Origin of the sequence: Emticicia oligotrophica DSM 17448 (assembly GCF_000263195.1) — a bacterium.
Lineage (GTDB): Bacteria > Bacteroidota > Bacteroidia > Cytophagales > Spirosomataceae > Emticicia > Emticicia oligotrophica.
The window spans coordinates 39165-62520 of record NC_018748.1 but is presented as its reverse complement, the minus strand read 5'-3'; the positions used below and the strand labels follow the sequence as shown (position 1 = coordinate 62520).

The window sequence follows — 23356 nt, the reverse complement described above, 5'->3', positions numbered from 1 at the left end:
TTTAATAAGACTATTTACTGTTTAAATGAATTTGTAATACAAAATACGGTGGAAATATTTACTTTTTTGTAGGCTTATCTAATGAATATGTAGTATTATTTACTTATTTCAAGAATCATTTAATTCTAAATAGTGCTATTGTTTTTTTTGACTAAAATTTATGTATAAAGCCCTTAGCAGAAATATAAAAGGAAAACCATGTTGAACCAAATCATACCAATCAATGGCTTGCATACCCACTGCTCCACCCATGACCCAACGGATTTTACCCACAAGGTGTGGTTCTGGGAAAAAAGGAGCTAAGCCAAGCGTTAGGCTCACAGCGAGCCAAAGTTTCCAATTATTTAATGTTTCTTTCATGAATTATGGGCGATTAATTAATCTGAATTGTTCGGGAGTAGAGCCAACTTCCTTTTTAAAAACTCGAATAAAATAAGAACAGTCGTCATACCCTAAATAATAAGCCATTTCGCAAACCGAAATAGTTGAATGGAGCAGTAAGCGTTTAGCTTCCAAAATAACTCGGTCTCTGATAAGTTCACCGGCAGTTCTGCCTACTGTTTTAGTACAAATTGCATTCAAATAATTGGCAGTAATGTTGAGTTTGTCGGCAAATTCCTTGACTGATTTCAACTCTTTGAAATGTTTTTCAATCAATAACTCAAAGCTTCTAATTTTCGAGACACTCAATTCTGTACTATCTCCCTTAAAGTAAGGTTGATAGACCCTGATGGAATGAATCAAAATCATTTTTAGCAATGATTTAATCAGTGTATCGCGATGAGGGAGATTAGCCTTAAATTCAAAAATCATATCTTCGAATAATTGTTCGATTTTCTGCCCATTTTCTTCCGAAAAAACAACCATTGGGGCATTATTCGTACCATTATTGAAAAATGGTAGTGCTTGTAAGGATAACCCTTTCTCTATTACCTCATAGAATTCTTTCTTAAAGAAAAGCGTATAGCCAATCGTATCTGGACTCAAATCCCATTCATGAACTTGTCCATCGTTCATGAAAAACATTTGATTAGGCTCAACTAAGTAGCGTTTGAAGTCGATGTCGTGTGTACCACTTCCTTTTTTGATATAAATTAAGTTATAGAAATCATGGCGATGCGGAAAATCTGCTGACGAAAGTGTTCGCATGTGGTCTTCTAATCGACGAATATCAACCTTCATCAAGATATTCTTATCACAAGAATTCAGCTGTTCGATTGTAATAATGGGAATCGACTTTTGCACGATTTCTTAAAGTTTTGGTCAAAAAATGGAAGTTTCGAACTAAGAGGTTAGCGTACGTCATAGAAACACTAACCTCTTTTTAAGTATATTAATGAGGTAGTTTTTTTTGAATAGCACCATAAAGCCATGTTCCTGCAATTGCACTCAGAAAAGTAACTGAAACTGCAAGAAAACCACTACCAATTTGAGCAAACAATGGTCCGGGACATGCTCCTGTAATGGCCCAGCCAAGTCCAAAGATTAGTCCACCAATGATTTGTCCCTTATTAAAAGTCTTTTTGGGAATCATTACTTCTTCGCCACTTAAGGTTTTGATATTCAGTCGTTTGATGAGTTGTACTGAAATTAAGCCTACCACAACCGCAGTACCAATGACTCCATACATGTGGAATGATTGTAAGCGGAACATTTCTTGGATTCTAAACCACGAAATGATTTCTGCTTTTACGAATACAATTCCGAAAAAAATTCCAACAGCCATGTATTTGAAGTGGCTTACTATACTTTCTGGCTTACTTTGACTGTTAGGTGCTTCACAAGAAAACTCTTCAACGATTGTATGATTAGTATTTTCCATAGTTTAAAATAATTTAAAGATGTGAGGTAAAATCAGATGGGTCATGGCAAATCCACCGAGCATGAAACAGATGGTAGCTACTAAAGAAGGCCATTGAAGATTTGAGAGACCCATAATTGAGTGACCAGAAGTACAGCCCCCAGCGTAGCGAGTACCAAAACCAACCATTAAACCACCAATTACAAAAAATACTAATCCTTTTAAATTAAAGATATTATCTATATTAAAAATATCGGTAGGCATCAGATGCGTAAAATCATTAACACCTAAAGCCTTTAAATCATTAACGGTTTCTGGGTTAATTGCAATCGGATTAGGATTTGAAAGAAACTGTGTAGCAATAAATCCACCCAACAATACACCAAAGACAAAGAATAAATTCCAGATTTCCTTTTTCCAATCATACTTAAAATATGAAATATTAGCAGGAAAACATGCCGCACAAATATGTCTTAAAGAAGATGAAATTCCAAAGGTCTTATTTCCAATCAAAAGCAAAGTAGGTACTGTAAGGCCAATAAAAATACCAGCAATCGCCCAATGCCATGGTTGTTTAATGAATTCAAGCATTTTTAAAAATTTATAGTTGATAATTATTAGATGATTTTAAACATAAGAAAGGTAGAAGCCAAAAAGCTTCCACCTTTACGCATTTATTCTACCCTAAAGCTTTAAACTTTCAATTTAGATTGACAAACAAAATTCGAACGTGGTACATCAGTTTTTGAGATAGCCGCAAAGCCACCCGAAATATCAATAATATTATCAAATCCGCGTGATTTTAGAATAGAGGCGGCAATCATTGAGCGGTAGCCACCCGCACAGTGAATATAATTCGTATCCTCTTTTGAGAATGCAGACATATTATTACTTAAATACGCTAAAGATACACATTCTGCTTCCTCTACGTGTTCAGCACGGTATTCGGTTTCTTTCCTTACATCTTTTACGAGAAGTTTACCTTCGGTTTCTGCATATTTTTGAGCAAACTCATCGGCCGAAATAGATACGATGCTATCAACTTCTTTTCCAGCTTCAACCCATGCTTTGATTCCTCCTTGAAGATAACCAACGATATTATCATACCCAACACGAGAAAGGCGGGTGATAACCTCTTCAACATTCTCATCTTCCGCAATAAATAAAATAGGTTGTTCGATATCCGTAATAAGTGTACCAACCCAAGGGGCAAAATCTCCCTTAATTCCGATATTGATAGAATTAGGAATAAAAGCATCTTTGAATGTTTGAGCTGCTCTTGTATCTATCATTACTGCTCCTAGCTCGTTGGCTGCTACTTCGAATGCTTCTGGTGATAGAGCTTGAACGCTTGTTTTTACATCGTCAAGGGTTTTAGCACCTGTTTTATTAATCATTACATTTTTCGGGAAATAATAGGGTGGAGGAGTCAGTCCATCAGTTACAGCCTCAATAAATTGTTCTTTAGTTTGAGGTTGAAGTGCATAATTGACCTTTTTTTGGTTGCCTAAAGTATCATAAGTTTCTTTACTCATGTTCTTTCCACACGCCGAACCTGCACCATGTGCTGGATAAACAGTCAGGTTATCTGGTAATGCCATGATTTTTTCGTGCAAAGAAGTATATAAATACCCTGCTAAATCTTCAACTGTAAGATTTGATTTTTGAGCTAAATCAGGTCTGCCTACGTCACCGATAAATAAGGTATCACCAGTAAAAATGCAATTTTCTGCCCCATTTTCATCTATCAACAAGAAGCAAGATGATTCCATGGTATGGCCTGGCGTATGAATAACTTTTACTTTAATTTTTCCGAGCTCGAAAATTTGACCATCTTCGGCAATGATACATTCAAATGCTGGTGTTGCATTTGGACCGTAAATAATCTTTGCACCTGTTTTTTGTGATAATTCAACGTGGCCCGAAACAAAGTCAGCGTGGAAGTGAGTTTCAAAAATGTACTTGATGGTAGCATTATTTTTTTTTGCTTTATCAAGATACGAATTAACTTCACGAAGTGGGTCAATGATAGCAACTTCGCCCTCTGACTCAATATAATATGCTCCTTGAGCTAAACATCCGGTGTAAATTTGTTCTACAATCATGGTTCGTGGTTATGCTTATGACTTAGATATTCGTTTAAATATATGAAACAGCGTTTCTGTTTATGATAATTATTTCTACTTTACATATTGCAATCGCAATTTTCAATACAACTCAAAATCTTTGTTACTTCGTATTCTTTTAGTGAATAATAAACATTCAGGCCATCTTTAGAAGATTTTAGTATTCCGCGAAGTTTCATGTTAATTAGATGATGTGAAATCAAGGACTGTTCACATTCAAGCGTTTCACAAATCTCGTTGACTGTTAGCTTTTCTTGGTAGTCTAACAATTGAATGATAGCCAATCGAGTTGGATGAGCAACTGCCTTTAGTATATAAGCTGCTTTTTCAAACTTTTCTTTTTCTATTTTAATTTTATTGATTTCTGCTATCATTTGCTTTAAATAATTACAATACAAATATATGATAATATTTTCATATAGTAAAATACTTTAGTCGATAATGTGTAAATTGTACTATATATTAACTGATTTTTGATATCTGAGGATTTGAAAAGAGGAGTGAGGCTAACTTCTTGTGATTTACCGTAAGATAAACGCCACTTCTCGAATACCTACATATGCTTGCCAATAGCAAAATTTATAATATTTATTCTGCCTCTAAAACGTTTTTATTGTTTGTCTAAATTGATTTGACTAACATTGCTGATATTTAGACAACATCAATCTTTGATACACATGAAAAAAATAAGTGCGGCTATATTCCTTTATTTTATTACAATTGCGTCAATAAATGCTCAGCAGAAGGTTGATTTAATAATTAGTAATGCAAAAATTATTGATGTTTTTTCTGGAAAAATATCAAATGAACAATGGGTAGTAGTAGATAAAGGTCGAATTTTGAAAGTTGGTCAACTAAAAGAAATGAAGGCTTATAAGCCTCAACAGACTATTAGTGCAAAAGGTAAGTTTGTGATGCCAGCCCTATGGGATATGCACGTGCATTTTGGTGGAGGGGATAGCTTGATACAAGAAAACAAGGATTTATTGAATTTGTACACTGCCATGGGTATTACGGCGGTTCGTGATGCTGCCGCCGATATTACACCAAGTGTTTTAGAGTGGCGAGAGGCAGTAAATAAGGGGAAAATCTTAGGGCCAACAATTTTTACTTCAGGTCCTAAACTCGAAGGGTATAAATCTATTTGGGTAGGGGATATAGAAGTAGGAACTATGGAAGAAGTGAAAAAAGCATTGGATTCATTAGATAAAATGAAAGTAGATTTCGTGAAAATTACTGATAATACCATCAAGCCAGAAATATATTTAGGTAGTATTCAAGAAGCACGAAAAAGGGGATACAAAACCTCTGCTCACATTCCGCCTGTATTTACCATAGAGCAAGTAAGTGAAGCAGGTTTAAGTAGTATCGAGCACATTACATATCTGCTTCGTGCAGGACTAAAGAATCAGAAAGAATTGAGCGAACAAGTTGCTCAAGGTACATTAACTGCCCGAGATTTGTCAATAAAAGCACTCAATGAGTTTGATGAGGCAACCGCAGAAAAGGCATTTAAGATACTTGCAAAAAATAATACCGCCATAACACCAACCTTATCTATTAGTTATGCAACTGCTTTTTTAGATGTCAATGACCACCAAAATGATGAGTTTTTAAAATATATTGGCCCAGGATTGAGAAAAACCTACGATTGGCGTGTACAAAGGGCTGCAAAAGATTCAAAAGAAGCTATTGAAATACGCCATCGTACGATTGAAAAAGCTGCTTCGCTTTTACCACTACTTCAGCGTTCGGGTGTAAAAATTTTAGCAGGCACGGATGCGGGTTACTTAAATAGTTTTGACTACCCTGGTCTTGGATTACATCAAGAATTAGAGTTGATGGTTAAAAATGGTCTTACACCACTGCAAGCTTTGCAAGCTTCAATAATCAATGGACCAGCATTTTTAGGTAAATCTGCTGATTATGGAAGTGTTAGTGCAGGTAAAAAAGCGGATATTCTGCTTTTGAATGAAAACCCGCTTCAAAATATCACTTCTACTCAACGTATATATGGTTTAGTTAGTCATGGTACCTATCTTGATAGTGTTAAACTAAAGAGTTTATTAGTTTTGAAGTAATTGATTAAGTAAACAGATAATTAAAACATTATCTGTTTACTTAACTATTATATTTATTTCGGTATTCAATTGGTGACATTCCCACGATTTTTTTGAATACATCTCTAAAAGCTTTTAAATCCGTATATCCAACATCATACATTACTTCGTTGACGGTCTTTCTACCACTTTCTAATTGTTTTTTTGCCGATTCAATCTTTACCCTTTGTATATATTCAATTACGGTGTTAGAGGTAGCTTTCTTAAATCTTCGTTCGAAAGTCCTTCGACCAATACCAAATCTATCGGCTAAATCATCAACATTTAATTTTGTTTGATAATGTTTTTCTATAAACTCTTGTGCTTGTAAAATCTGTTTATCCTCATGGTCTTTTTGCCCTTGAAACATCACAAAGGGAGATTGGCTATTTCGTCCCATTTCAAGTAAAAAGAATTTAGAAGCCATGATAGCCATTTCACGGTTTGTATATTTTTCTACTAAATAAAGTAGCAAATTCCAGTAAGAAGAAGCCCCTCCACTAGAGTAAATGCCATTTTGTTCAGTAATCACTCGGTCGTCAGTAAGTATTATTTCTGGAAACATATTGCGAAATTCATTGGCAAATAGCCAATGGGTTGAGCAAGATTTGCCATTAAGTAAACCAGTAGAGGCTAATAAAAAAGCCCCAATACAAAGGCTTGCTACTTCAGAGCCATTTTTATGTTGCTCTTTAATCCACGGCGTAAAATCTTCGTTTTTCTGAAGAGCATTTTGTAAATTACCACTTAATGCAGGTATAATGATTAAATCTGCCTTTGGAGCATTTTGAATGGTATAGTCGGGGTGTACAGAAAAAAGCCCATCATTTAAACTGACTTCTTTAGTTAAGCCAACAAGTTTTACATCAAAGGCTGGTTGAAGCTCAGCGGCCTTATAAAATTCATTGATTGCCGAGAACATATATCTTGGGTCAACGATTGCCGCAGGTACGGCTGTTTCTGGTACTAAAATGAGGATGGTTTTCATGGAACAAATCTATCAAAAAACATTGTCGTAATCAACCCACTAAATTGTCGTTTTTGCACATTTATAATACAATTAATTGCATTTAGATTTGTAGTAATATTATGAACCTCATTTATACATTATAATTATGAGAAAGCTAAAATTACAAATTCAACTATCGGTTGATGGCTTCATTGCCGGACCCAACGGAGAAATGGACTGGATGGTGTGGAACTGGGATGATGACCTTAAAAATTACGTAAGTAATCTTACCGAAGCGGTAGATACTATTATTTTAGGTAGAAAATTGGCAGAAGGGTTTATCCCACATTGGGCGGCAGCTGCAGAAATAGAAAATGAAGAGCAAGCGTTTGCCAAAAAGATGAGTGAAACGGCAAAAGTTGTTTTTACTAGAACGCTTGAAGTCTCAACTTGGGAAAATACTGATGTGGCTAAAGGCAAACTTGTTGATGAAATTCATAAACTCAAAAAACAAATAGGTGGTGATATCATTGTTTATGGAGGAGGAAGTTTTGTTTCAGCGTTAATTAAAGAGGGTTTGATTGATGAGTATCACCTATTTGTGAATCCTGCAATACTTGGGAGTGGAATGCCAATTTTTCAAAAACTTTCCTCTAAACAAAATCTTACGCTGAAATATGTGAAAGGTTTTGATTGCGGCATTACCTTACTTTGCTATACTCCTAAAAAAGATTAGTATTAAAGGTCTTAATTTATTCAAAGTTATTGGTTTTAAAGAAAATCAATTTTACAAGAATACTCTTAAACAAGAAAAGAAATTACAAAAGCTATTTTATTGATTGTCATGTCTTTATGATGGCATAATTTTATTGAAACTATGAAAAATGAGCTTACCTTCTGTCTTTGGTTTGATGGACAAGCCAAAGCAGCAGCTGAATTTTATTGTTCTATTTTTGAAAATTCAAGCATCACTTCAGAAAATCCATTTGTGGTAACCTTCGAATTGAATGGGCGAAAGATGATGGGCTTGAATGGTGGACCTCATTTTAAATTCAATGAGTCTGTATCATTGGTGGTGAGCTGTGAAACCCAAGAAGAAATTGATTATTATTGGGCAAAGCTAACTGATGGTGGAGAAGAAAGTATGTGCGGTTGGCTAAAAGATAAGTTTGGTTTTTCTTGGCAGATTGTACCAACTATTTTAGCCAGTTTAATGTCAGACACCGATAAAGCTCCACGAGTTATGCAGGCTTTTTCTCAAATGAAAAAATTCAATATTCAAACTCTAATAAATGCATAAAACAATGAAAAAAGATAAAATAATTTACTGGACCAGCACGGGGTTAATTGCATTATTTTTAATTCCAGGTATTTTCTTTTTAGATAGCCCAATGGCTATTGAAGGAACACAACATTTAGGTTTACCAATGTGGTTTCATTGGGAATTAGGTATTGCGAAGGTCATTGCCGCAATATTAATTATTCTTCCATTTACACCTAATAGAATTAAAGAATGGTCTTATGTCGGGCTTGCGATTGATTTTATTTCAGCATTTATTGCCCTTGTTACGGTTGATGGAATTTCAGCGATGGCTTTTTTTCCTTTTGTTGTGTTTATGATTTTGGCAGTATCTTATATTTATCATCATAAACTCATACAAAATAAATAACCTGAACTTTTAAGTCTTGATTGCATGAGCTGATTGAAGTAATGTAATTATTCAAATTAGGGTCATTATTGCTATAACCATAACAAAAAAATAATTTCTGATTTTTTAAAATTATTTAATAAAGCTGTAAATTCGAAGTCTATCATTGACAATTCAACCCTAACTATGGAATCGAGGAGAGACTTCATTAAAAAAGCAACTTTATTATCCAGCGGAGCTGGCCTTTTAGGTGTTTTACCACCATCAATTCAGAAAGCATTAGCCATAAATCCAGCAGAAGGCAGTACATTTTGGGATGCCGAGCATGTAGTAATTCTGATGCAAGAAAACCGTTCGTTCGACCATAGTTATGGAACGCTCCAAGGAGTTAGAGGGTTTAATGACCCTCGTGCCATTCGATTACCCAATAAAAATAAAGTGTGGTTTCAGTCGAATGCGAAAGGTGAAACTTATGCTCCTTTTAGATTAAATCTTAAAGACTCAAAAGCTACTTGGATGAGTTCTTTGCCGCATTCGTGGGAAAATCAAGTAGATGCTCGTAATAATGGGAAGTATGATAAATGGCTTTTTGCCAAGGCTTCGGGAAATAAAGATTATAAAGAAATGCCGCTGACTTTGGGGTATTATAACCGTGAAGATATTCCATTTTACTATGCTTTAGCCGATGCTTTTACGGTTTGTGACCAAAACTTTTGCTCTTCATTGACTGGTACAACTCCCAATCGTTTGTATTTATGGACAGGAACAATTAGAGAAAAAGCAGATTTCAATGCAAAAGCAAATGTAAAAAACGAAGATGTTGATTACGGAAAATGGGCTAAATGGAAAACATTTCCAGAACGTTTAGAAGAAAATGGAGTTTCTTGGAAGATTTATCAAAATGAAATTAGCTTACCCACTGGTTTAGTGGGGGAAGAAGATGCTTGGTTATCTAATTTTACTGATAATCCAATCGAATGGTTTGAGCAATATCATGTAAAGTTTTCGCCGGAATATTACAAATATATCCAGAAAGTGAACGATATTCTTCCAAACGAGATTGCTGATTTAGAAAAGAAACTTGCTTCATTAGATGGTCAAGTAGCTGAAAAAACAAAACAAGAACTTGCACGAAAAAAGACTTATCTTGAAACAATTAAACAAGATTTGCTTACTTATGCACCTGAGAATTTTGATAAGCTAAGCGATTTTCATAAAAATCTACATAAAAAAGCATTCGTTAATAATCGCCTCGACCCTCATTATCGTGAACTCACCAATCTTGAATATGATGATAACGGTACGCCAAGAATAGTTGAAGTACCCAAAGGTGATGTACTTTACCAATTTAGAAAAGATGTTGAAACTAAACAACTCCCAACCGTTTCGTGGTTAGTTGCTCCCGAGAATTTCTCTGACCACCCTGGAGCTCCTTGGTATGGTGCATGGTATGTGTCAGAAGTGATGGATATTTTAACTAAAAATCCTGAGATTTGGAAAAAGACTATTTTCATCTTGGCCTATGATGAAAATGATGGTTATTTCGACCACGTGCCGCCTTTCGTTGCTCCACACCATCAGAAACCCGATTCGGGCAAAGTTTCAGCAGGAATAGACCCGTCTGTTGAACAAGTAAATATTATTCATGAAAAACAACGGCCTTATAAAAACCCTGAAAAAGATACTCGAGAAAATCCAATTGGTTTAGGTTTTAGGGTACCGCTGGTAATTGCTTCACCGTGGAGTAGGGGAGGAAATGTTTGTTCGGAAGTATTTGACCATACCTCGATAATACAATTTTTAGAGAAATTTTTAAAAAATAAAACCAAAAAAGATATTGTTGAAACGAATATCAGTGATTGGCGAAGAACAGTTTGTGGAGACTTAACTTCTACTTTCAAGCCTTATAATGGTGAGAAAATAGGTTTACCAAAATTTGTTGCCAAAGAGCCATTCATTCAAACGGTTCACAAAGCAAAATTTAAGCAATTACCATCGAATTATAAGTCATTATCGACTGATGATGTAGTAAAAGCTTCTACGCAAGAAGTAGATTTTGAATGGATGCCAAAGCAAGAAAAAGGTATCCGTAAATCTATGCCTATTCCTTATGAATTATATGCTGATGGACGAATGAGTGAGGATAAAAAAAGATTTGAAGTAAGTTTAGGTGTAGGCGATAAAGTATTCGGAAAAAAGGCAAAAGGTTGTCCTTTTGTGGCGTATTTCGAAACAAATGAACTTAAAACACGGAATTATGCGGTAAAAGGTGGAGATATACTGTATGATACCTGGGCTCTAGATTCTTTTACTAATCAACAATATAAAGTTGAGATTTATGGCCCAAATGGTTTTTATCGCTCATTTATTGGTGATGAAAAGGAGCCATTTCTTGAAGTAAATGTTCGTTATCAGGGAGATAAAACAGATAAAAAATCTTTGACTGGAAACGTTGTGCTTGAACTCAAAAATAGAGAAAACAAGACTATCAATGTGGTGGTGAATGACTTATCTTACAAAACGCCTAAAAGACAAGTCAATCTAACTAAAGGAGGCACAACAAGTTTAGTATTGAACTTACAAGAAAGTCATCATTGGTATGATTTTTCTGTAAAGGTTGAGGGCAATGATTTATTTGAAAAACGTTATGCAGGCCATGTTGAAACTGGTCGTGAAAGTTATACAGACCCATTAATGGGTGGCGTGATTTAATGCTTATAAGGAAGTCTTCGCTTCAAGCGAAGACTTCCTTTAAAAAATTATTACTTAAATATAAACTTGGATAACATTTACAGGGCATGCTTCTGCCGCCCGCAAGTTTTCATCATATTCATCTATAAGAATATCAACTTGATGAATACCTTTTTTCTCTTTCGCTCCTAAAAGGACGCTTTTTCCATCTTTTTTTGACATTCTCCAACGATTATAGGCTATTTCTACACAAGCATTGCAACCGATACAGTTTTTCCTGAAATGAATTATTTTGGGCATTTTTGAAATAGAAAATGTAAAAAGAGATGAGTAACTACAAGATTCTCACTACAAGTATTAATATATTAACCGCAAAAATTCAATTTTTATACTGCATCAACAACTTTATAAAGTTTATCCGAAGGCCGTATTTTATCAGCGATAGGCATCGAAATAACCGAACCTTTACTTGCTTTTTCAACCTCTTCACCTTCGCCTAATCTGATATTTTCAGCTTTAAATTCAATATATCCAGTAGTAGGACCCGTGATAATTAAATTATCACCAATGGCTATATCGTTGGCTTCAAGAAGAAATTCACCAACATTAATTTTATCAAAATATTTGACACCTTTACCCACATAAATTTTGCGTTTACTGGCTACTGAGCCATGCACATTACTCCATTCACCCATTTTACGACCAAGGTAGTAACCATCCCAAAAACCTCGGTTATAAACACTACTTAATTTTTCTTTCCAATCGGCAATTTTTTCTAAGGTATATGTCCCATTTTGAATCGCATCAACTGCCTCTCGGTAGCATTTTGTGGTTGTATAAACATAATCAGCCGCTCGCCCACGACCTTCGAGCTTCAATACTCTTACGCCAGCTTCAAGGATTTTATCTAAAAAATCAATCGTACATAAATCTTTGGCAGACATGATGTATTCATTATCAATTTCAAGTTCGTAACCTTCTTCTTTATCTGTTACAATATATTCACGGCGACAATTTTGAATACAAGCACCCCGATTGGCTGATGCATTATGCGAGTGTAAGCTCAAATAGCATTTGCCTGAAACGGCCATACATAAAGCCCCATGGGCAAAAATTTCAATTTGTACTAAATTACCCGATGGCCCAGTAATTTGCCGACGTTCTATTTCCTTCGTAATGAGTTTAACCTGCTGTAATGTGAGTTCACGAGAAGTGACGATAACATCGGCATAATCGGCAAAAAACTCAACCGTTTCTATATTAGTTACGTTTGCTTGCGTAGAAATATGGATTTCTACGCCTTTTTTACGGGCATAATTCATCACAGCTAAGTCTGAGGCAATTACAGCTGATATACCACTTTCTTTGGCTTGGTCGATTATTCGACGCATTAAAGAAACGTCATGGTCGTAAATGATAGTATTGAGCGTAATATAGCTTTTAGCATTATATTCTTGGCAAAGTTTGGCTATTTCGGGCAAATCATCAGCGGTAAAATTATTGCTTTGACGTGCACGCATGTTGAGTTGTTCAATACCAAAATAGACTGAATTTGCACCAGCTTGTAGTCCTGCTCTCATTGACTCCCACGAACCCGCAGGGGCCATCACTTCAATGTTTTTCATTCAAAATAGAATTTTATGGTTTGAAACAAAACCACAAAATTATTGTCGGCGGAGTAGAAGAAATATGATATTGGTTAGGTTTTGAGAATATAAATAAACTAAGTTTTGACGAGGAAGTAAGAGTGTTTTGTATTTCACTTCACTCCAATTTATTTGCAACTGACTCCACAAATCAGATTATTCACTCCACGTCTCTTGCAGAGCTTGTAGTTAAATGCGTTATGTAGTTTTAAAAATTATTAATCAACAACTTTCAAATTTTAAAATTATGAAAAAAATCAAAGCATTATTGGGCGTAAGTTTTCTAGTTAGTTCATTAGCTTTTACTGTGATGTCGTGCGATGAAACTAAAGAAACACCTGCAGCAAAAGATGTAGTAGATGTTGCCTTGTCTGATAGCCGTTTTTCAACTCTAACCAAACTTCTAACTGATAATGGACTTATTTCAACTCTCAAAGGTTCTGGCCCTTTTACAGTTTTTGCTCCAACAAACGATGCATTCGCCAAAATTGATGCAAGTAAATTAAGCAAAGATGAGCTGGTGAATATATTGAAATCTCATGTTTTGAGTGGTAAAGTAATGGCAACAGATGTAAAATCGGGGGTAGCAAATTCACTTGGGTCATCTATTTATTTGTCAAAAAATTCAACTGGGGTTTTCATCAATGGAAATAGCCAAGTAACTACAGCCGATGTTTCTGCTTCAAATGGTGTGATTCATATTATTGATAATGTAATTGTACCACCTACAAAAAATTTAGTTGAAATCGCTCAGTCAAATGCTGATTTTACAGAATTAGTGTCGTTAGTATTAGCGGCTGATGCCTCCGTTCTGACAGCCCTTGCAAGTGCTTCCAATGATGGCCTTACTGTTTTCGCTCCAACTAATGCAGCGTTTAATGAATTATACAAAACTATTCCTAAGGCAACTTTATTGGCACCAGAAAATAAAGGTTTATTGACAAGTGTATTGCTCTATCATGTAGTTCCGGGCAGAGTGTTTTCATCTGATTTACCAAATGTTAGTGGCGAAGTCGGAACTGCCAATTCTACTGCAAAAATTGCTTTTGAACTAGGTGGAGGGGCGAAAGTTAAAGGAAAAACCAGTGGAAATTCTAATATAGTAGCTGCAAATATATTGGCTACCAATGGTGTAATTCACGTAATTGATAAAGTATTACTACCATAAATGGCTATTGCCGACTGCTTAATGCAAAAATGAAGACAAATTTGACTTTAGTTTAATATTAAGTTAGACTAAAGTCAAATCTAATATTATCTAAACATTCGTCAGTTAAAACTGACGGGGTCACCTAGACAGGAATGAACCACTTCTTTTACTATATTCTGAATGACTCATGTTTTTTTCTAATTACTAAATTTAGATAAAACATTTTACCGTACAAACGGTTGTAAAAAGTATAAACTACCTATTTATTTATTAATATCAAAACTCATAAACTGCATTAGTTTCGAATGAAAAAAATTAATAATTAGTTTAAATTTGAATGATAAATGGGTTTATTATTTGAAGAAAAAGTATCCACAAGCGATAAAATATTAAAACTCCTCAGAGATTTTAGTGCTGAGATTAGGGTTGAAAAGGTTGATTCCTTCAGTGAAAATTCACGATGGCTTGTACCAATTCAAGTACAAAAAAATAATATATCTGCTTATAAAAATCGTTTTTTAGTAAAAATCGGTAATAACATCCTGTTTAAAAATATTGATGAAATTGCCTATTTTTTTGCTGAAGATAAGATTGTGTATTTAGTTTCAGTAGATGCCAAGCAGTATATAGTAGATTATCGTTTAGAACAACTTGAAACCTTATTAAATCCGTACGTTTTCTACCGAATTAATCGAAAGTTTTTTGTCAAAATTGATGCTATTCAAAAAGTTAAACAGCTTACTAATAATCGATTACAGTTATTTTTAAAGCCCAATTTTGAGCAAGAAATTTTTATCAGTAAAGATAAAGTTAAAGAATTTAAAGCTTGGCTCGACCAATAATTTTAAAAAAATGACAAGTCGTTAAATGTTTCCTTTTTGATTTACTTGAGTTGATAAATAGGAAACATGAGTTATCTCGAATTTTGAAAGAAACATCATTCCTAGCCGTCTGGAGATTATTTCATAAAGTCTTTTAATAATCCGAGATGACTCATGTTGTAATAGATATTGAACTTGTTTAGGATTAACTTTTATATTTAATTTTTCGTAAAAAACGAACTGAGAATGCCAATAAATTTAAAGCCACCCAGTTAATTGCTTTCGTTTCAAACCTGACAAGTAATGCTTTGAAACTATCCATCCAAGCATTAGCGTGCTCAATGAGTACTCGTCGTTTGTATAACTCTTCATCAAAATGCTGATATTCAGTAGATTGATTTTCTATTTTGTTATTTCGAGAATTAACATCAATATTGGCTTCAATTTCTTTATTTTTACAAATTTGACGAAATTCTTTGCTATCGAATCCAGCATCAGCATTTAGAAAAAGGCCTCTGAGATTAATTCCTGCTTTTATGAGCATTTGACACAGTTCTTCAAAGAGTTCCTGAATATTATAAAGGTCGTTGTGTTTTCCTTCTTGTGGGCTGGCACATGCCAACATTTGTCCCTGATTATCAGCTAAAAAGAGCAAATTAGTTGTTTTTGATGCTTTTCGACCTTGATACCCAACAGCTTCACCTCCACGTTTGGCAAGTGTATGACTACCATCAAGTTGGATACAAGATAAGTCTAAATATGAATAGTTTGATGCTAAAATATTTATCCAAACTTTTGTCCAAGAGCCGTCCTTGACCCATTCATTAAAGTGATAATAGACTCCTTGCCATGTTAAAACCTTATTATTAAAAAATTGCTTTACTGGCAGTTGACGCCATTGACAACCTGTTTTCAAACGATATAAAATTGCTGAAACAATAGCTGTCAACTGTTCTATTTCACACTCTTTTCCACGTAAACCAATACTTAAATTTGGTAATATATATTGTTCAATCGTATTTTTACTCAAGATTTCCACTGTAGGTCTTTTTGATGATTCGCACCACAAAATTCAACCTATTTTGGGAATCTTTTTATAATACTAAACAACCTCATTTTATTAATTCTTCAGCCTTTTTAACTTCTCTAAATTCAAAATTGTAATCTTGCCCGATTCAATTTCAATGAGTTTTTCGTCTTTAAAATCGGAAAGAGTTCTGATGGCGGTTTCTAGCGATGTTCCAGCTACATTTGAAAGATCTTCTCGGCTAATTTTCATATTACTACTGGAATTACCATCTTTAACTAAATGACTGTGGAATTTTAAAAGTGCTTCCGAAACCCTTTTTCTTACAGAATTATAAGCCAATTTCAATAGCTGTTCTTCATTGTCTTTAATGTTATTGGATAACATTTGTATGAATTTCTGAGCAACTTGGCGGTTTTTATGTACAAGATTATAGAAATCATTTTTTGGAATCAAGCAAACCTCGCAGTCTTCCATGGCAGCGGCCGATTCGGTATAATTACTTTCTTGAAGTAAATCTACATAGCCTAAATAATCATTTTTATTGTAGATATTGATAATCAACTCCTTTCCGTCATCATTGGTTTTAAAGGTTTTGATTTTGCCTTTTATAACGCAGAATAAATATAGAGGATAATCTCCTTCTCGATAAATTTCGCTTTTTTTCTTGTAGCTTCTTACTTCTCGGCTTTCGAGTAATTTCTTTAAATCCTCTTCACCACCGGCATCATTAACTAAATCTTCTAAACCGCCTAAATCCTTACTGTAATTTTTCTGTAAAAGCTCTACTTTTTTCAGTCTACTTTCAATGGCGTTCATTAGTTCAACATCATCAAATGGCTTGGTTATATAATCGTCGGCTCCCATTTCCATACCTTTTCTAAAGTCAGAGCGGTCGGCTTTGGCAGTCAGGAAAATAAACGGAATATTGGCTGTATCAGGATTTTTAGAGAGTAAATGTAAAACACTATACCCATCCATAACAGGCATCATGATATCACATATAATTAAATCTGGTTTTTCTTGATGAGCTTTCTCTACACCAATTCGTCCATTTTCGGCCGTAACTACCTCATAATCAGCTAATTCTAGGATTTCGGCTGTATTTTCTCTGATTTCTACATTATCTTCTATGAGCAATATCTTCTTCATATTTTTTAGAAATTTCTAGGTAGGTTTACATAAAAAGTTGTTCCTTCGTTTACTTTACTTTTAAATTTAATGGTGCCTTTAAGTAAATTTACATAATGTAATACGATACTTAGGCCGAGGCCAGTACCTTGGATTTCGATGGCATTGCTTGACCTAAAGAAACGCTCAAATAAATGCTTTTGGTCTGCTTCGGGTATTCCAATTCCTTGGTCAGTGACAGTAATAAATACTTCATTCTCGCCTAAATTTGCTTGAATTTGAATAGGAGCATTTTCAGGTGAAAACTTAATAGCATTTGAAACTAAATTGATAATAATATTTCGGATTAATGTTTTGTCGAGTGACACCATAGAATGCCCATTATCACTAAAATTTAATACAATGCGTTGTCCGCCCTTACAAATTCCTTGAAGGTCTTGCATTAACGATTCTATTAAATCATGTAAATTGAAGGTTTCAATATTGACCAAGACTTTACCTTCCTCTAATCTATTTAAAGACAAAAAATCATTAAGAATGTCTGTTAAATTTCTAACCGAAGCTTTTATTCGATTGATGTGCTTTATTCGTTTTTCTTCTTCTTGCATATTTGAGTATTTCTCAACTAATGACAAAGAAGAAAGGACCGTTGCTAGTGGAGTACGGAACTCATGAGACGCAATAGAAATAAATCTTGATTTCATTGAGTTCACTTCTCTTTCACGTTTAAGTGAATTATCAAGTTCGTCTTTGGTTTGTTCAAGTTTATGAATCGCTTCTTTTAGAATCATCGTTCGCTCTTCTACTTCTCTTTCAAGTTCTGCCTTATAAGCAATCAATTGTGCTTCTGCTTTTTTTCTAATACTAGTATCAATAATAAAAGCAATGACAAAACTACCTTGGCTATTGGAGTAGGGGCTTAGACTTACTTCTACTGGAAATTCAGAGCCATCTTTTCTACGGCCATACAAATCAAGGTTTGCCCCCATCGAACGAGCATGTGGACATTCTTGAAACATCTTCCGATGAGCTTCGTGTTTTACTTTCAGCCGGTCAGGAATTAGCAGTTCAATTGGTTGATTGAAAAACTCTGCTGATGTGTAGCCAAACATCATTTCGGTGCTGGGGTTCACTTTGACTATATTTCCTTCAATATTGGTAATTAATATGGCTTCGGTGGCGTATTGAAAAATAGCTTCTACCTGATTCAGCATGTCTTTCTCTGCAATTGAAATTTTGGTTGCAATCATCGGGCAAGTTAGTAAATTGATAAAGTGCTAAAATATGACATCTATCAGTATTTTCAAAAAACATCAGCTTAAAGTGATAGTTTTTCTGAAGAAATACTTGGATTTAGCTAATATCATAGGGTATTATGATAATCGTCATAATTATTCAAGCACCAAACAGCAAAATTTGTAGTGCGTTAAATGTAGTGTACAAATTCTAAAGCTTACTACTATGAAAACAATCGTATTCGCAACCGACTTTTCGAGGGGTTCAAGAAAGGCTGCCCAAGTTGCTGCACAAACAGCATTGAAGGCAAATGCTAAACTTGTACTTTTCCATGCCTACCGCTATGTGATGCCATACGATTCAGAAATGAGTATGTTGGCAGTTAGTCCGAAGGAATTAGAAAAGCATAGTATTTATATGCTGAAACGTTTACAAAAACGCTTAGAAAAAAAATATACCACCGCATTAAATACTGAAATTATAGTTGAAGAGGGTTTAGTTGTTGATACACTTTCACAAGTAATTGAAAAAACAAATGCTGATTTATTAGTAATGGGTACTGTGGGTGATTCTTTGTTAGGTGGTAGATTTTTTGGTAGTTTGGCAACATCAATGATTCATCATTCGAATGCTCCTATTTTACTTGTTCCGCCTAAGGCTAAGTATTCTTCTTTTAACAATGCTGTTCTTGGCCTTGATTTTAGATTTGATTTAGATGAAGTTTTGCTCGAAAAAGCAGTCTTTTTATTAAGAGATTTAGATTCAGTGGTGAATTTATACACTTTAACAGATGAGTCTGAGTTTGCGAAGGCGGCATCTTTAAAAGTGAGACAATTATTGAAAAATGTACCACATACTTATACGATTGTTGAGGGAGATAATTTCGTGAAGTCGGTATTGAGCTTTGCTAATACAAACCATGCTGATTTGATTATTACTTTTCCAAGAAAACATAATTTACTTGAACGGATTTTTGTGGGAAGTAATACAGAACGACTTGCATTCAATGATGAGATTCCGATTTTATCAATTTTATGATTTGGGTATTAATAAATATTGATGCCGAAATTTCAACCCAATTCAATCTCTAATAATTAAGAAAATGAATTTAACTGTAATACCAGAAAAGAATGCAACGGAATTAATCAACCAGTTTCATGAAATATACCCATTTTTACGACTAGAGATTTATTACAGAGGAGCAGAAATGAGTGATGCAGCACATGAGTGTTTGATTAAGGATATTGTTCATAAAAAAGCAGTAGAGGGCTTCGAAATTAGTCCTAATATGAGTGTATTAGAAGTTGAAACGCTATTTTGGGAGAAAATGGGGTTGCAGGTATCTATTTTCAGAAAGTCTGGAAAAACATGGCTTGAATCTTCTTTTACCAACTATTGGTCGCTCGAACGACAAAATATTTTAGGTAGAGATATGAACGATTACATGAATTTGGAGCCTCAGAAAGCTGGCGTTTGAACATGTAATAAAGATAAAATTTACGCATGAAGAATCAGTTATTAGAAGTTGAAGAAAAATTGGTGTGTTATCATTGCGGTGATGAATGCCCCGATGATTCGATTAGTATCGAAGAGAAACATTTTTGCTGTCATGGTTGTCAGACAGTATATGAAATTCTACAAGATAATAATCTTTGTACTTATTATGACCTCAATTCAAATGCTGGAATTAGTTTAAAAGCTAAAAATTTTGAAGGAAAATATAGTTTTCTTGAAGATACTACAATTATAAGCCAGCTGCTTGATTATCAATCTGAAAATCTTTGTAAAGTAACTTTTTATATACCAAGCGTACATTGTAGTTCATGTGTTTGGTTACTCGAAAACTTCAATAAAGTTAGAGCGGGTGTCTTTACTTCTCGACTCAATTTTATAAAAAAAGAACTTTCATTGAGTTTTAATCCAACTGAAGTTAGTCTGAAGGAAGTAGTTGAACTCTTGGCTACCTTAGGTTATGAGCCACTAATTAATTTGGAAAGTACTGAAGAGCGAAAGGACAAAAAGAATTTAGCTCAAAGAAGTCTTATCATTAAGATTGGTGTTGTTGGATTCTGTATGGGAAATATCATGATGATGAGTTTTCCAGAATATTTTCATCTCAACCTCAAGAATAACATTGATGCTACCTATCAAAAGTTTTTCTTGTATTTTAATTTCTTGTTGTCGTTGCCAGTATTCTTTTACGGTTCTTACGATTACCTATACGGTGCATGGGTTTCAATCAAAGAAAATATCAAGAAAACGACCAATGTATTCAGTGTTGATATTCCGATTGCAGTTGCCATCATTACACTCTATGCTAGAAGTGTTTTTGAAACCTTTGTGAATCATTCTGCGGGGTATTATGATAGTTTGGCAGGATTAGTCTTTTTTCTATTAGTTGGTAAATGGGTACAACAAATAACTTATAATTACTTATCGTTTGAGCGTAATTATAAATCTTATTTTCCATTAGCAGTGAAGGTATCACGTGCAGGTGAAGAGAGTTTCGTAAATGTAATGGAACTCCGTAAAGGAGATACTATTTTTATACATCATCAAGAATTAATTCCGGCTGATGCCCTTATTGTTAAAGGGAAAGGTATGATTGATTATAGCTTTGTAACGGGCGAATCTGATGCAGTAACCAAGCAAGTAGGCGAGTTAATTTATGCGGGTGGGCGACAAAAAGGTGAACGACTGGAGTTAGTTGTTCAAAAACCAGTTTCACAAAGTTATCTTACTCAACTTTGGAATAATGATGCATTTACCAAAGAAAAAGTAATGCCTACCACCGAACTTGCCAATTTATTTAGCAAATATTTCACAGTAATTACTTTTACCATCGCAACGGTTGCTGGAATTTACTGGTCAGTTTTCAATCCAAGTCTGTTTTGGAATGCCATTACTGCTGTACTTATGGTGGCTTGTCCGTGTGCTTTAACACTTTCAATGCCATTTACTATGTCAACTACTATGGCAATTTTCGGAAGAAATAAGTTTTATGTGAAAAATCAAGGAGTAATTCAATTATTGAATGAAGTCAATGAAATTACTTTTGATAAAACAGGGACATTAACTGAAAGTAATTCAGAAAAAGTAAGTTACGTAGGTAATTTGTTAGGTGATTTTGAAGTAAGTCTTGTTAAAACAATTACACAGCAATCGGCTCATCCTTTGAGTAAAATGATTACAGAATCTTTAAAAATTTCTAATTTAAAACCTTTACAAGTAGAATATTTTCAAGAATTTCAAGGAGAAGGCATTGAGGCGAGTATTTCGGGAAACTTAATAAGAATTGGAAAAGCTGGATTTATCAAATCAGCAAACAGAGAAGTGGCACATACCCATGCATTCGTAGAAATAAATGGTATTTGTGTTGGATATTATATAGTAGAAACAATTTACCGAAAAAATTGGCAGTCGATTCTTACCGATTTGAAAAAAAGCTTTAGGTTATTTTTGTTATCAGGTGATAATGATGCTGATAAAGAAAAGTTAGAACCATATTTTAATGAAAATAACTTATTCTTCAAACAAAAACCGCAAGATAAACTTAATTTTATTCGTCAAGAACAACAAAAAGGAAATCATGTGTTGATGATTGGTGATGGTTTGAATGATGCTGGTGCTTTACGCCAAAGTAATGTTGGCATTGCAATTAGCGAAGATATTAAAGTGTTCTCACCTGCCTGTGATGCCATTCTTGATGCTTCTAAATTTGGTCGATTAGCTGAATTTCTTAGATTTAGTAAAACGTCTCTGAATATCGTAAAAGCAAGTTTTGTATTATCGTTGGTTTATAATTTTATTGGAATTAGTTGGGCAGTGACAGGCGAACTCTCACCAGTATTAGCCGCGATTTTTATGCCACTTAGTTCATTATCAGTAGTTTTGTTTGCGGTTGGGCTTACACATTTGTTTGCACGTTTTAGAAAACTTTAGAAGTCATTTGTTTATATACATTGTATCCTACAAAGGAGCAAGTTAGCAACTTATTTATTAAACCTATGAGCATCATATTATTTTTAGCAATTGCAGCAATTTTGGTTGCAGGAGGCTTTTTAGGAGCATTTATATGGGCCACGAAAGATGGGCAATACGACGATACTTATACACCATCGGTGAGAATGTTGTTTGATAATCCGGTTAAAGCACCTGATACAGCATCAACAAAAGATGAGTAATGTCATCTTTTAAAATGATATTTGTCAATACATTTTATTTTACTTCAGGATACTTTTGTTTCATAGAAATTTGTGTTTTTATGAAACAAACAGGTTCGAAGTGCGTTTATGGTATAGCACTAACCGCTTTGATGTTAGTGCTATTTTTTTATTCTTCAAGCTGTAATGGCCAACAAAGTGCTTTTTTGAAACTACCAGAGATTCAGAAATTTAGCAATAAGAATAAAGAAATTACCATTAAAAACGTACGATACACCGAATATTATAAAGAATATGACTGTAAGTGGGAGACATCCCACGCAGTCATAAATGGTTTAGCCGACACTTCCTCACAAAATTTTATAAATGATTGGTTATCAAGTATGACTTACTTTGGCACTTGTGATGGTGACCACGAATGTCTTGATATTTCTTCTTTTCATTACTTCTACAAAATGACCTATGTCACTTCAGTACGAAATGATTTATTAGGATTATTTCAAAAGGCAGGTAACTGTAAAAATACTGACGCACCTTGCTGCGAAACTCAAGATTGGGAAGTTTATGACCTTCAGCAAAAACGTTTTTTGTTGGAGGCTGATATTTTCAAACAAGACGATGCTTCGTTGAATATCTTTTTCAAACTTATTGAAGCCAGAGTCAATTCTTTACGTCTAAAATTAATACCTGACTGGAAGTTATTTGACCGTCAAATTGGTATTAAAGACAGAAAAATTATTGTATATTTGTTAGAAGATGTTGTGGGTAAGCGTAAAGGATTAAAGCTTGAATTTAAAGCACAAGAAATTCGACAAGTAATCAATCAAAAAATTGCAAATCGAGTTTTTTAATCGAAGCCATTCTAAA

The 23356-nt window shown here is 34.3% G+C and carries 24 protein-coding genes; 12 read left to right on the top strand and 12 right to left on the bottom strand.

Annotated features, from left to right (window positions below; translation table 11 throughout):
* Nucleotides 1–135: 135 nt before the first annotated feature.
* From EMTOL_RS00295 to EMTOL_RS00270, 6 genes are all read right to left on the bottom strand, one after another.
* On the bottom strand, nt 136–360 hold the full coding sequence (locus EMTOL_RS00295) for a hypothetical protein (protein WP_015027252.1): 225 nt from the start codon (nt 358–360) through the stop codon (nt 136–138).
* A 3-nt stretch (nt 361–363) separates the two neighbouring features.
* Nucleotides 364–1245 carry an AraC family transcriptional regulator gene (locus tag EMTOL_RS00290; protein WP_015027251.1) on the bottom strand — a complete coding sequence of 294 codons (882 nt, stop codon included), beginning with the start codon at nt 1243–1245 and terminating at the stop codon, nt 364–366.
* Nucleotides 1246–1333: 88 nt separating this feature from the next.
* Nucleotides 1334–1822 (bottom strand): DUF6691 family protein, encoded by a 489-nt coding sequence (locus EMTOL_RS00285; protein ID WP_015027250.1) that lies wholly within the window; start codon nt 1820–1822, stop codon nt 1334–1336.
* Nucleotides 1823–1825: 3 nt separating this feature from the next.
* Nucleotides 1826–2392 (bottom strand): YeeE/YedE family protein, encoded by a 567-nt coding sequence (locus tag EMTOL_RS00280; RefSeq protein ID WP_015027249.1) that lies wholly within the window; start codon nt 2390–2392, stop codon nt 1826–1828.
* A gap of 101 nt (nt 2393–2493) precedes the next feature.
* The gene (locus EMTOL_RS00275) at nt 2494–3906 is read right to left on the bottom strand and encodes an MBL fold metallo-hydrolase (RefSeq protein WP_015027248.1); all 1413 of its coding nucleotides are present in this window, start codon (nt 3904–3906) and stop codon (nt 2494–2496) included.
* 80 nt (nt 3907–3986) lie between these two features.
* Nucleotides 3987–4301, bottom strand: a complete 315-nt coding sequence (locus tag EMTOL_RS00270) for an ArsR/SmtB family transcription factor (RefSeq protein WP_015027247.1) — start codon at nt 4299–4301, stop codon at nt 3987–3989.
* A gap of 303 nt (nt 4302–4604) precedes the next feature.
* On the opposite strand from EMTOL_RS00270, the gene EMTOL_RS00265 reads away from it, so the two are divergent.
* Nucleotides 4605–6008, top strand: coding sequence for an amidohydrolase family protein (locus tag EMTOL_RS00265; RefSeq protein ID WP_015027246.1), 1404 nt, complete (start codon nt 4605–4607; stop codon nt 6006–6008).
* Nucleotides 6009–6048: 40 nt separating this feature from the next.
* Here EMTOL_RS00265 and EMTOL_RS00260 read toward each other — a convergent pair whose 3' ends face one another.
* On the bottom strand, nt 6049–7014 hold the full coding sequence (locus tag EMTOL_RS00260; RefSeq protein ID WP_015027245.1) for a GlxA family transcriptional regulator: 966 nt from the start codon (nt 7012–7014) through the stop codon (nt 6049–6051).
* 127 nt (nt 7015–7141) lie between these two features.
* Here EMTOL_RS00260 and EMTOL_RS00255 point away from each other — a divergent pair, with 127 nt between their 5' ends.
* The 4 genes from EMTOL_RS00255 to EMTOL_RS00240 all read left to right on the top strand — a co-directional run bounded on the left by EMTOL_RS00255 (nt 7142) and on the right by EMTOL_RS00240 (nt 11336).
* On the top strand, nt 7142–7711 hold the full coding sequence (locus EMTOL_RS00255) for a dihydrofolate reductase family protein (protein ID WP_015027244.1): 570 nt from the start codon (nt 7142–7144) through the stop codon (nt 7709–7711).
* Between the two features lie 141 nt (nt 7712–7852).
* Entirely contained in the window at nt 7853–8275 is a 423-nt protein-coding gene (locus EMTOL_RS00250) for a VOC family protein (RefSeq protein ID WP_015027243.1), read from the top strand.
* 4 nt (nt 8276–8279) lie between these two features.
* Entirely contained in the window at nt 8280–8645 is a 366-nt protein-coding gene (locus EMTOL_RS00245) for a DoxX family protein (protein ID WP_015027242.1), read from the top strand.
* A 165-nt stretch (nt 8646–8810) separates the two neighbouring features.
* Nucleotides 8811–11336 (top strand): phosphocholine-specific phospholipase C, encoded by a 2526-nt coding sequence (locus EMTOL_RS00240; RefSeq protein ID WP_015027241.1) that lies wholly within the window; start codon nt 8811–8813, stop codon nt 11334–11336.
* Nucleotides 11337–11390: 54 nt separating this feature from the next.
* On the opposite strand, the gene EMTOL_RS00235 is transcribed toward EMTOL_RS00240, so the two are convergent.
* A complete protein-coding gene (locus tag EMTOL_RS00235; protein ID WP_015027240.1) occupies nt 11391–11615 on the bottom strand; it encodes a ferredoxin in 225 nt (74 codons plus the stop codon).
* Between the two features lie 86 nt (nt 11616–11701).
* Nucleotides 11702–12940, bottom strand: coding sequence for a peptidase U32 family protein (locus tag EMTOL_RS00230; RefSeq protein ID WP_015027239.1), 1239 nt, complete (start codon nt 12938–12940; stop codon nt 11702–11704).
* A gap of 268 nt (nt 12941–13208) precedes the next feature.
* Between EMTOL_RS00230 and EMTOL_RS00225 the strand changes: the two genes are divergently transcribed.
* Nucleotides 13209–14129 carry a fasciclin domain-containing protein gene (locus EMTOL_RS00225; RefSeq protein ID WP_041693709.1) on the top strand — a complete coding sequence of 307 codons (921 nt, stop codon included), beginning with the start codon at nt 13209–13211 and terminating at the stop codon, nt 14127–14129.
* Between the two features lie 326 nt (nt 14130–14455).
* A complete protein-coding gene (locus EMTOL_RS00220; protein ID WP_015027237.1) occupies nt 14456–14953 on the top strand; it encodes a LytR/AlgR family response regulator transcription factor in 498 nt (165 codons plus the stop codon).
* A 184-nt stretch (nt 14954–15137) separates the two neighbouring features.
* On the opposite strand, the gene EMTOL_RS00215 is transcribed toward EMTOL_RS00220, so the two are convergent.
* From EMTOL_RS00215 to EMTOL_RS00205, 3 genes are all read right to left on the bottom strand, one after another.
* Nucleotides 15138–15971: an IS5 family transposase gene (locus tag EMTOL_RS00215; RefSeq protein WP_015027236.1), complete on the bottom strand. Its 834-nt coding sequence runs from the start codon at nt 15969–15971 to the stop codon at nt 15138–15140.
* A gap of 81 nt (nt 15972–16052) precedes the next feature.
* A complete protein-coding gene (locus EMTOL_RS00210) occupies nt 16053–17111 on the bottom strand; it encodes a response regulator (RefSeq protein WP_015027235.1) in 1059 nt (352 codons plus the stop codon).
* A 5-nt stretch (nt 17112–17116) separates the two neighbouring features.
* Complete coding sequence (locus tag EMTOL_RS00205) at nt 17117–18340, bottom strand: PAS domain-containing sensor histidine kinase (protein ID WP_015027234.1); 1224 nt, start codon at nt 18338–18340, stop codon at nt 17117–17119.
* 211 nt (nt 18341–18551) lie between these two features.
* Here EMTOL_RS00205 and EMTOL_RS00200 point away from each other — a divergent pair, with 211 nt between their 5' ends.
* From EMTOL_RS00200 to EMTOL_RS00180, 5 genes are all read left to right on the top strand, one after another.
* Nucleotides 18552–19364 (top strand): universal stress protein, encoded by an 813-nt coding sequence (locus tag EMTOL_RS00200; protein ID WP_015027233.1) that lies wholly within the window; start codon nt 18552–18554, stop codon nt 19362–19364.
* A 64-nt stretch (nt 19365–19428) separates the two neighbouring features.
* On the top strand, nt 19429–19803 hold the full coding sequence (locus EMTOL_RS00195; protein WP_015027232.1) for a hypothetical protein: 375 nt from the start codon (nt 19429–19431) through the stop codon (nt 19801–19803).
* 26 nt (nt 19804–19829) lie between these two features.
* Nucleotides 19830–22268 carry a heavy metal translocating P-type ATPase gene (locus tag EMTOL_RS00190; RefSeq protein ID WP_015027231.1) on the top strand — a complete coding sequence of 813 codons (2439 nt, stop codon included), beginning with the start codon at nt 19830–19832 and terminating at the stop codon, nt 22266–22268.
* Between the two features lie 65 nt (nt 22269–22333).
* Nucleotides 22334–22510 (top strand): cbb3-type cytochrome oxidase assembly protein CcoS, encoded by a 177-nt coding sequence (gene ccoS / locus EMTOL_RS00185; RefSeq protein ID WP_015027230.1) that lies wholly within the window; start codon nt 22334–22336, stop codon nt 22508–22510.
* A gap of 80 nt (nt 22511–22590) precedes the next feature.
* On the top strand, nt 22591–23340 hold the full coding sequence (locus tag EMTOL_RS00180; RefSeq protein ID WP_041693342.1) for a hypothetical protein: 750 nt from the start codon (nt 22591–22593) through the stop codon (nt 23338–23340).
* Nucleotides 23341–23356 lie beyond the last annotated feature (16 nt).

What these genes read in the sequence shown, in the direction of transcription:
- EMTOL_RS00225 (WP_041693709.1), top strand. Translation starts at nt 13,209, where the DNA reads ATGAAAAAAATCAAAGCATTATTGGGCGTAAGTTTTCTAGTTAGTTCA.
- EMTOL_RS00295 (WP_015027252.1), bottom strand. Translation starts at nt 360, where the DNA reads ATGAAAGAAACATTAAATAATTGGAAACTTTGGCTCGCTGTGAGCCTA.
- EMTOL_RS00180 (WP_041693342.1), top strand. Translation starts at nt 22,591, where the DNA reads ATGAAACAAACAGGTTCGAAGTGCGTTTATGGTATAGCACTAACCGCT.
- EMTOL_RS00220 (WP_015027237.1), top strand. Translation starts at nt 14,456, where the DNA reads ATGGGTTTATTATTTGAAGAAAAAGTATCCACAAGCGATAAAATATTA.
- EMTOL_RS00210 (WP_015027235.1), bottom strand. Translation starts at nt 17,111, where the DNA reads ATGAAGAAGATATTGCTCATAGAAGATAATGTAGAAATCAGAGAAAAT.
- EMTOL_RS00255 (WP_015027244.1), top strand. Translation starts at nt 7,142, where the DNA reads ATGAGAAAGCTAAAATTACAAATTCAACTATCGGTTGATGGCTTCATT.
- EMTOL_RS00190 (WP_015027231.1), top strand. Translation starts at nt 19,830, where the DNA reads ATGAAGAATCAGTTATTAGAAGTTGAAGAAAAATTGGTGTGTTATCAT.
- EMTOL_RS00250 (WP_015027243.1), top strand. Translation starts at nt 7,853, where the DNA reads ATGAAAAATGAGCTTACCTTCTGTCTTTGGTTTGATGGACAAGCCAAA.
- EMTOL_RS00235 (WP_015027240.1), bottom strand. Translation starts at nt 11,615, where the DNA reads ATGCCCAAAATAATTCATTTCAGGAAAAACTGTATCGGTTGCAATGCT.
- EMTOL_RS00280 (WP_015027249.1), bottom strand. Translation starts at nt 2,392, where the DNA reads ATGCTTGAATTCATTAAACAACCATGGCATTGGGCGATTGCTGGTATT.
- EMTOL_RS00195 (WP_015027232.1), top strand. Translation starts at nt 19,429, where the DNA reads ATGAATTTAACTGTAATACCAGAAAAGAATGCAACGGAATTAATCAAC.
- EMTOL_RS00275 (WP_015027248.1), bottom strand. Translation starts at nt 3,906, where the DNA reads ATGATTGTAGAACAAATTTACACCGGATGTTTAGCTCAAGGAGCATAT.
- EMTOL_RS00245 (WP_015027242.1), top strand. Translation starts at nt 8,280, where the DNA reads ATGAAAAAAGATAAAATAATTTACTGGACCAGCACGGGGTTAATTGCA.
- EMTOL_RS00260 (WP_015027245.1), bottom strand. Translation starts at nt 7,014, where the DNA reads ATGAAAACCATCCTCATTTTAGTACCAGAAACAGCCGTACCTGCGGCA.
- EMTOL_RS00230 (WP_015027239.1), bottom strand. Translation starts at nt 12,940, where the DNA reads ATGAAAAACATTGAAGTGATGGCCCCTGCGGGTTCGTGGGAGTCAATG.
- EMTOL_RS00285 (WP_015027250.1), bottom strand. Translation starts at nt 1,822, where the DNA reads ATGGAAAATACTAATCATACAATCGTTGAAGAGTTTTCTTGTGAAGCA.
- EMTOL_RS00205 (WP_015027234.1), bottom strand. Translation starts at nt 18,340, where the DNA reads ATGATTGCAACCAAAATTTCAATTGCAGAGAAAGACATGCTGAATCAG.
- EMTOL_RS00200 (WP_015027233.1), top strand. Translation starts at nt 18,552, where the DNA reads ATGAAAACAATCGTATTCGCAACCGACTTTTCGAGGGGTTCAAGAAAG.
- EMTOL_RS00240 (WP_015027241.1), top strand. Translation starts at nt 8,811, where the DNA reads ATGGAATCGAGGAGAGACTTCATTAAAAAAGCAACTTTATTATCCAGC.
- EMTOL_RS00270 (WP_015027247.1), bottom strand. Translation starts at nt 4,301, where the DNA reads ATGATAGCAGAAATCAATAAAATTAAAATAGAAAAAGAAAAGTTTGAA.
- EMTOL_RS00265 (WP_015027246.1), top strand. Translation starts at nt 4,605, where the DNA reads ATGAAAAAAATAAGTGCGGCTATATTCCTTTATTTTATTACAATTGCG.
- ccoS (WP_015027230.1), top strand. Translation starts at nt 22,334, where the DNA reads ATGAGCATCATATTATTTTTAGCAATTGCAGCAATTTTGGTTGCAGGA.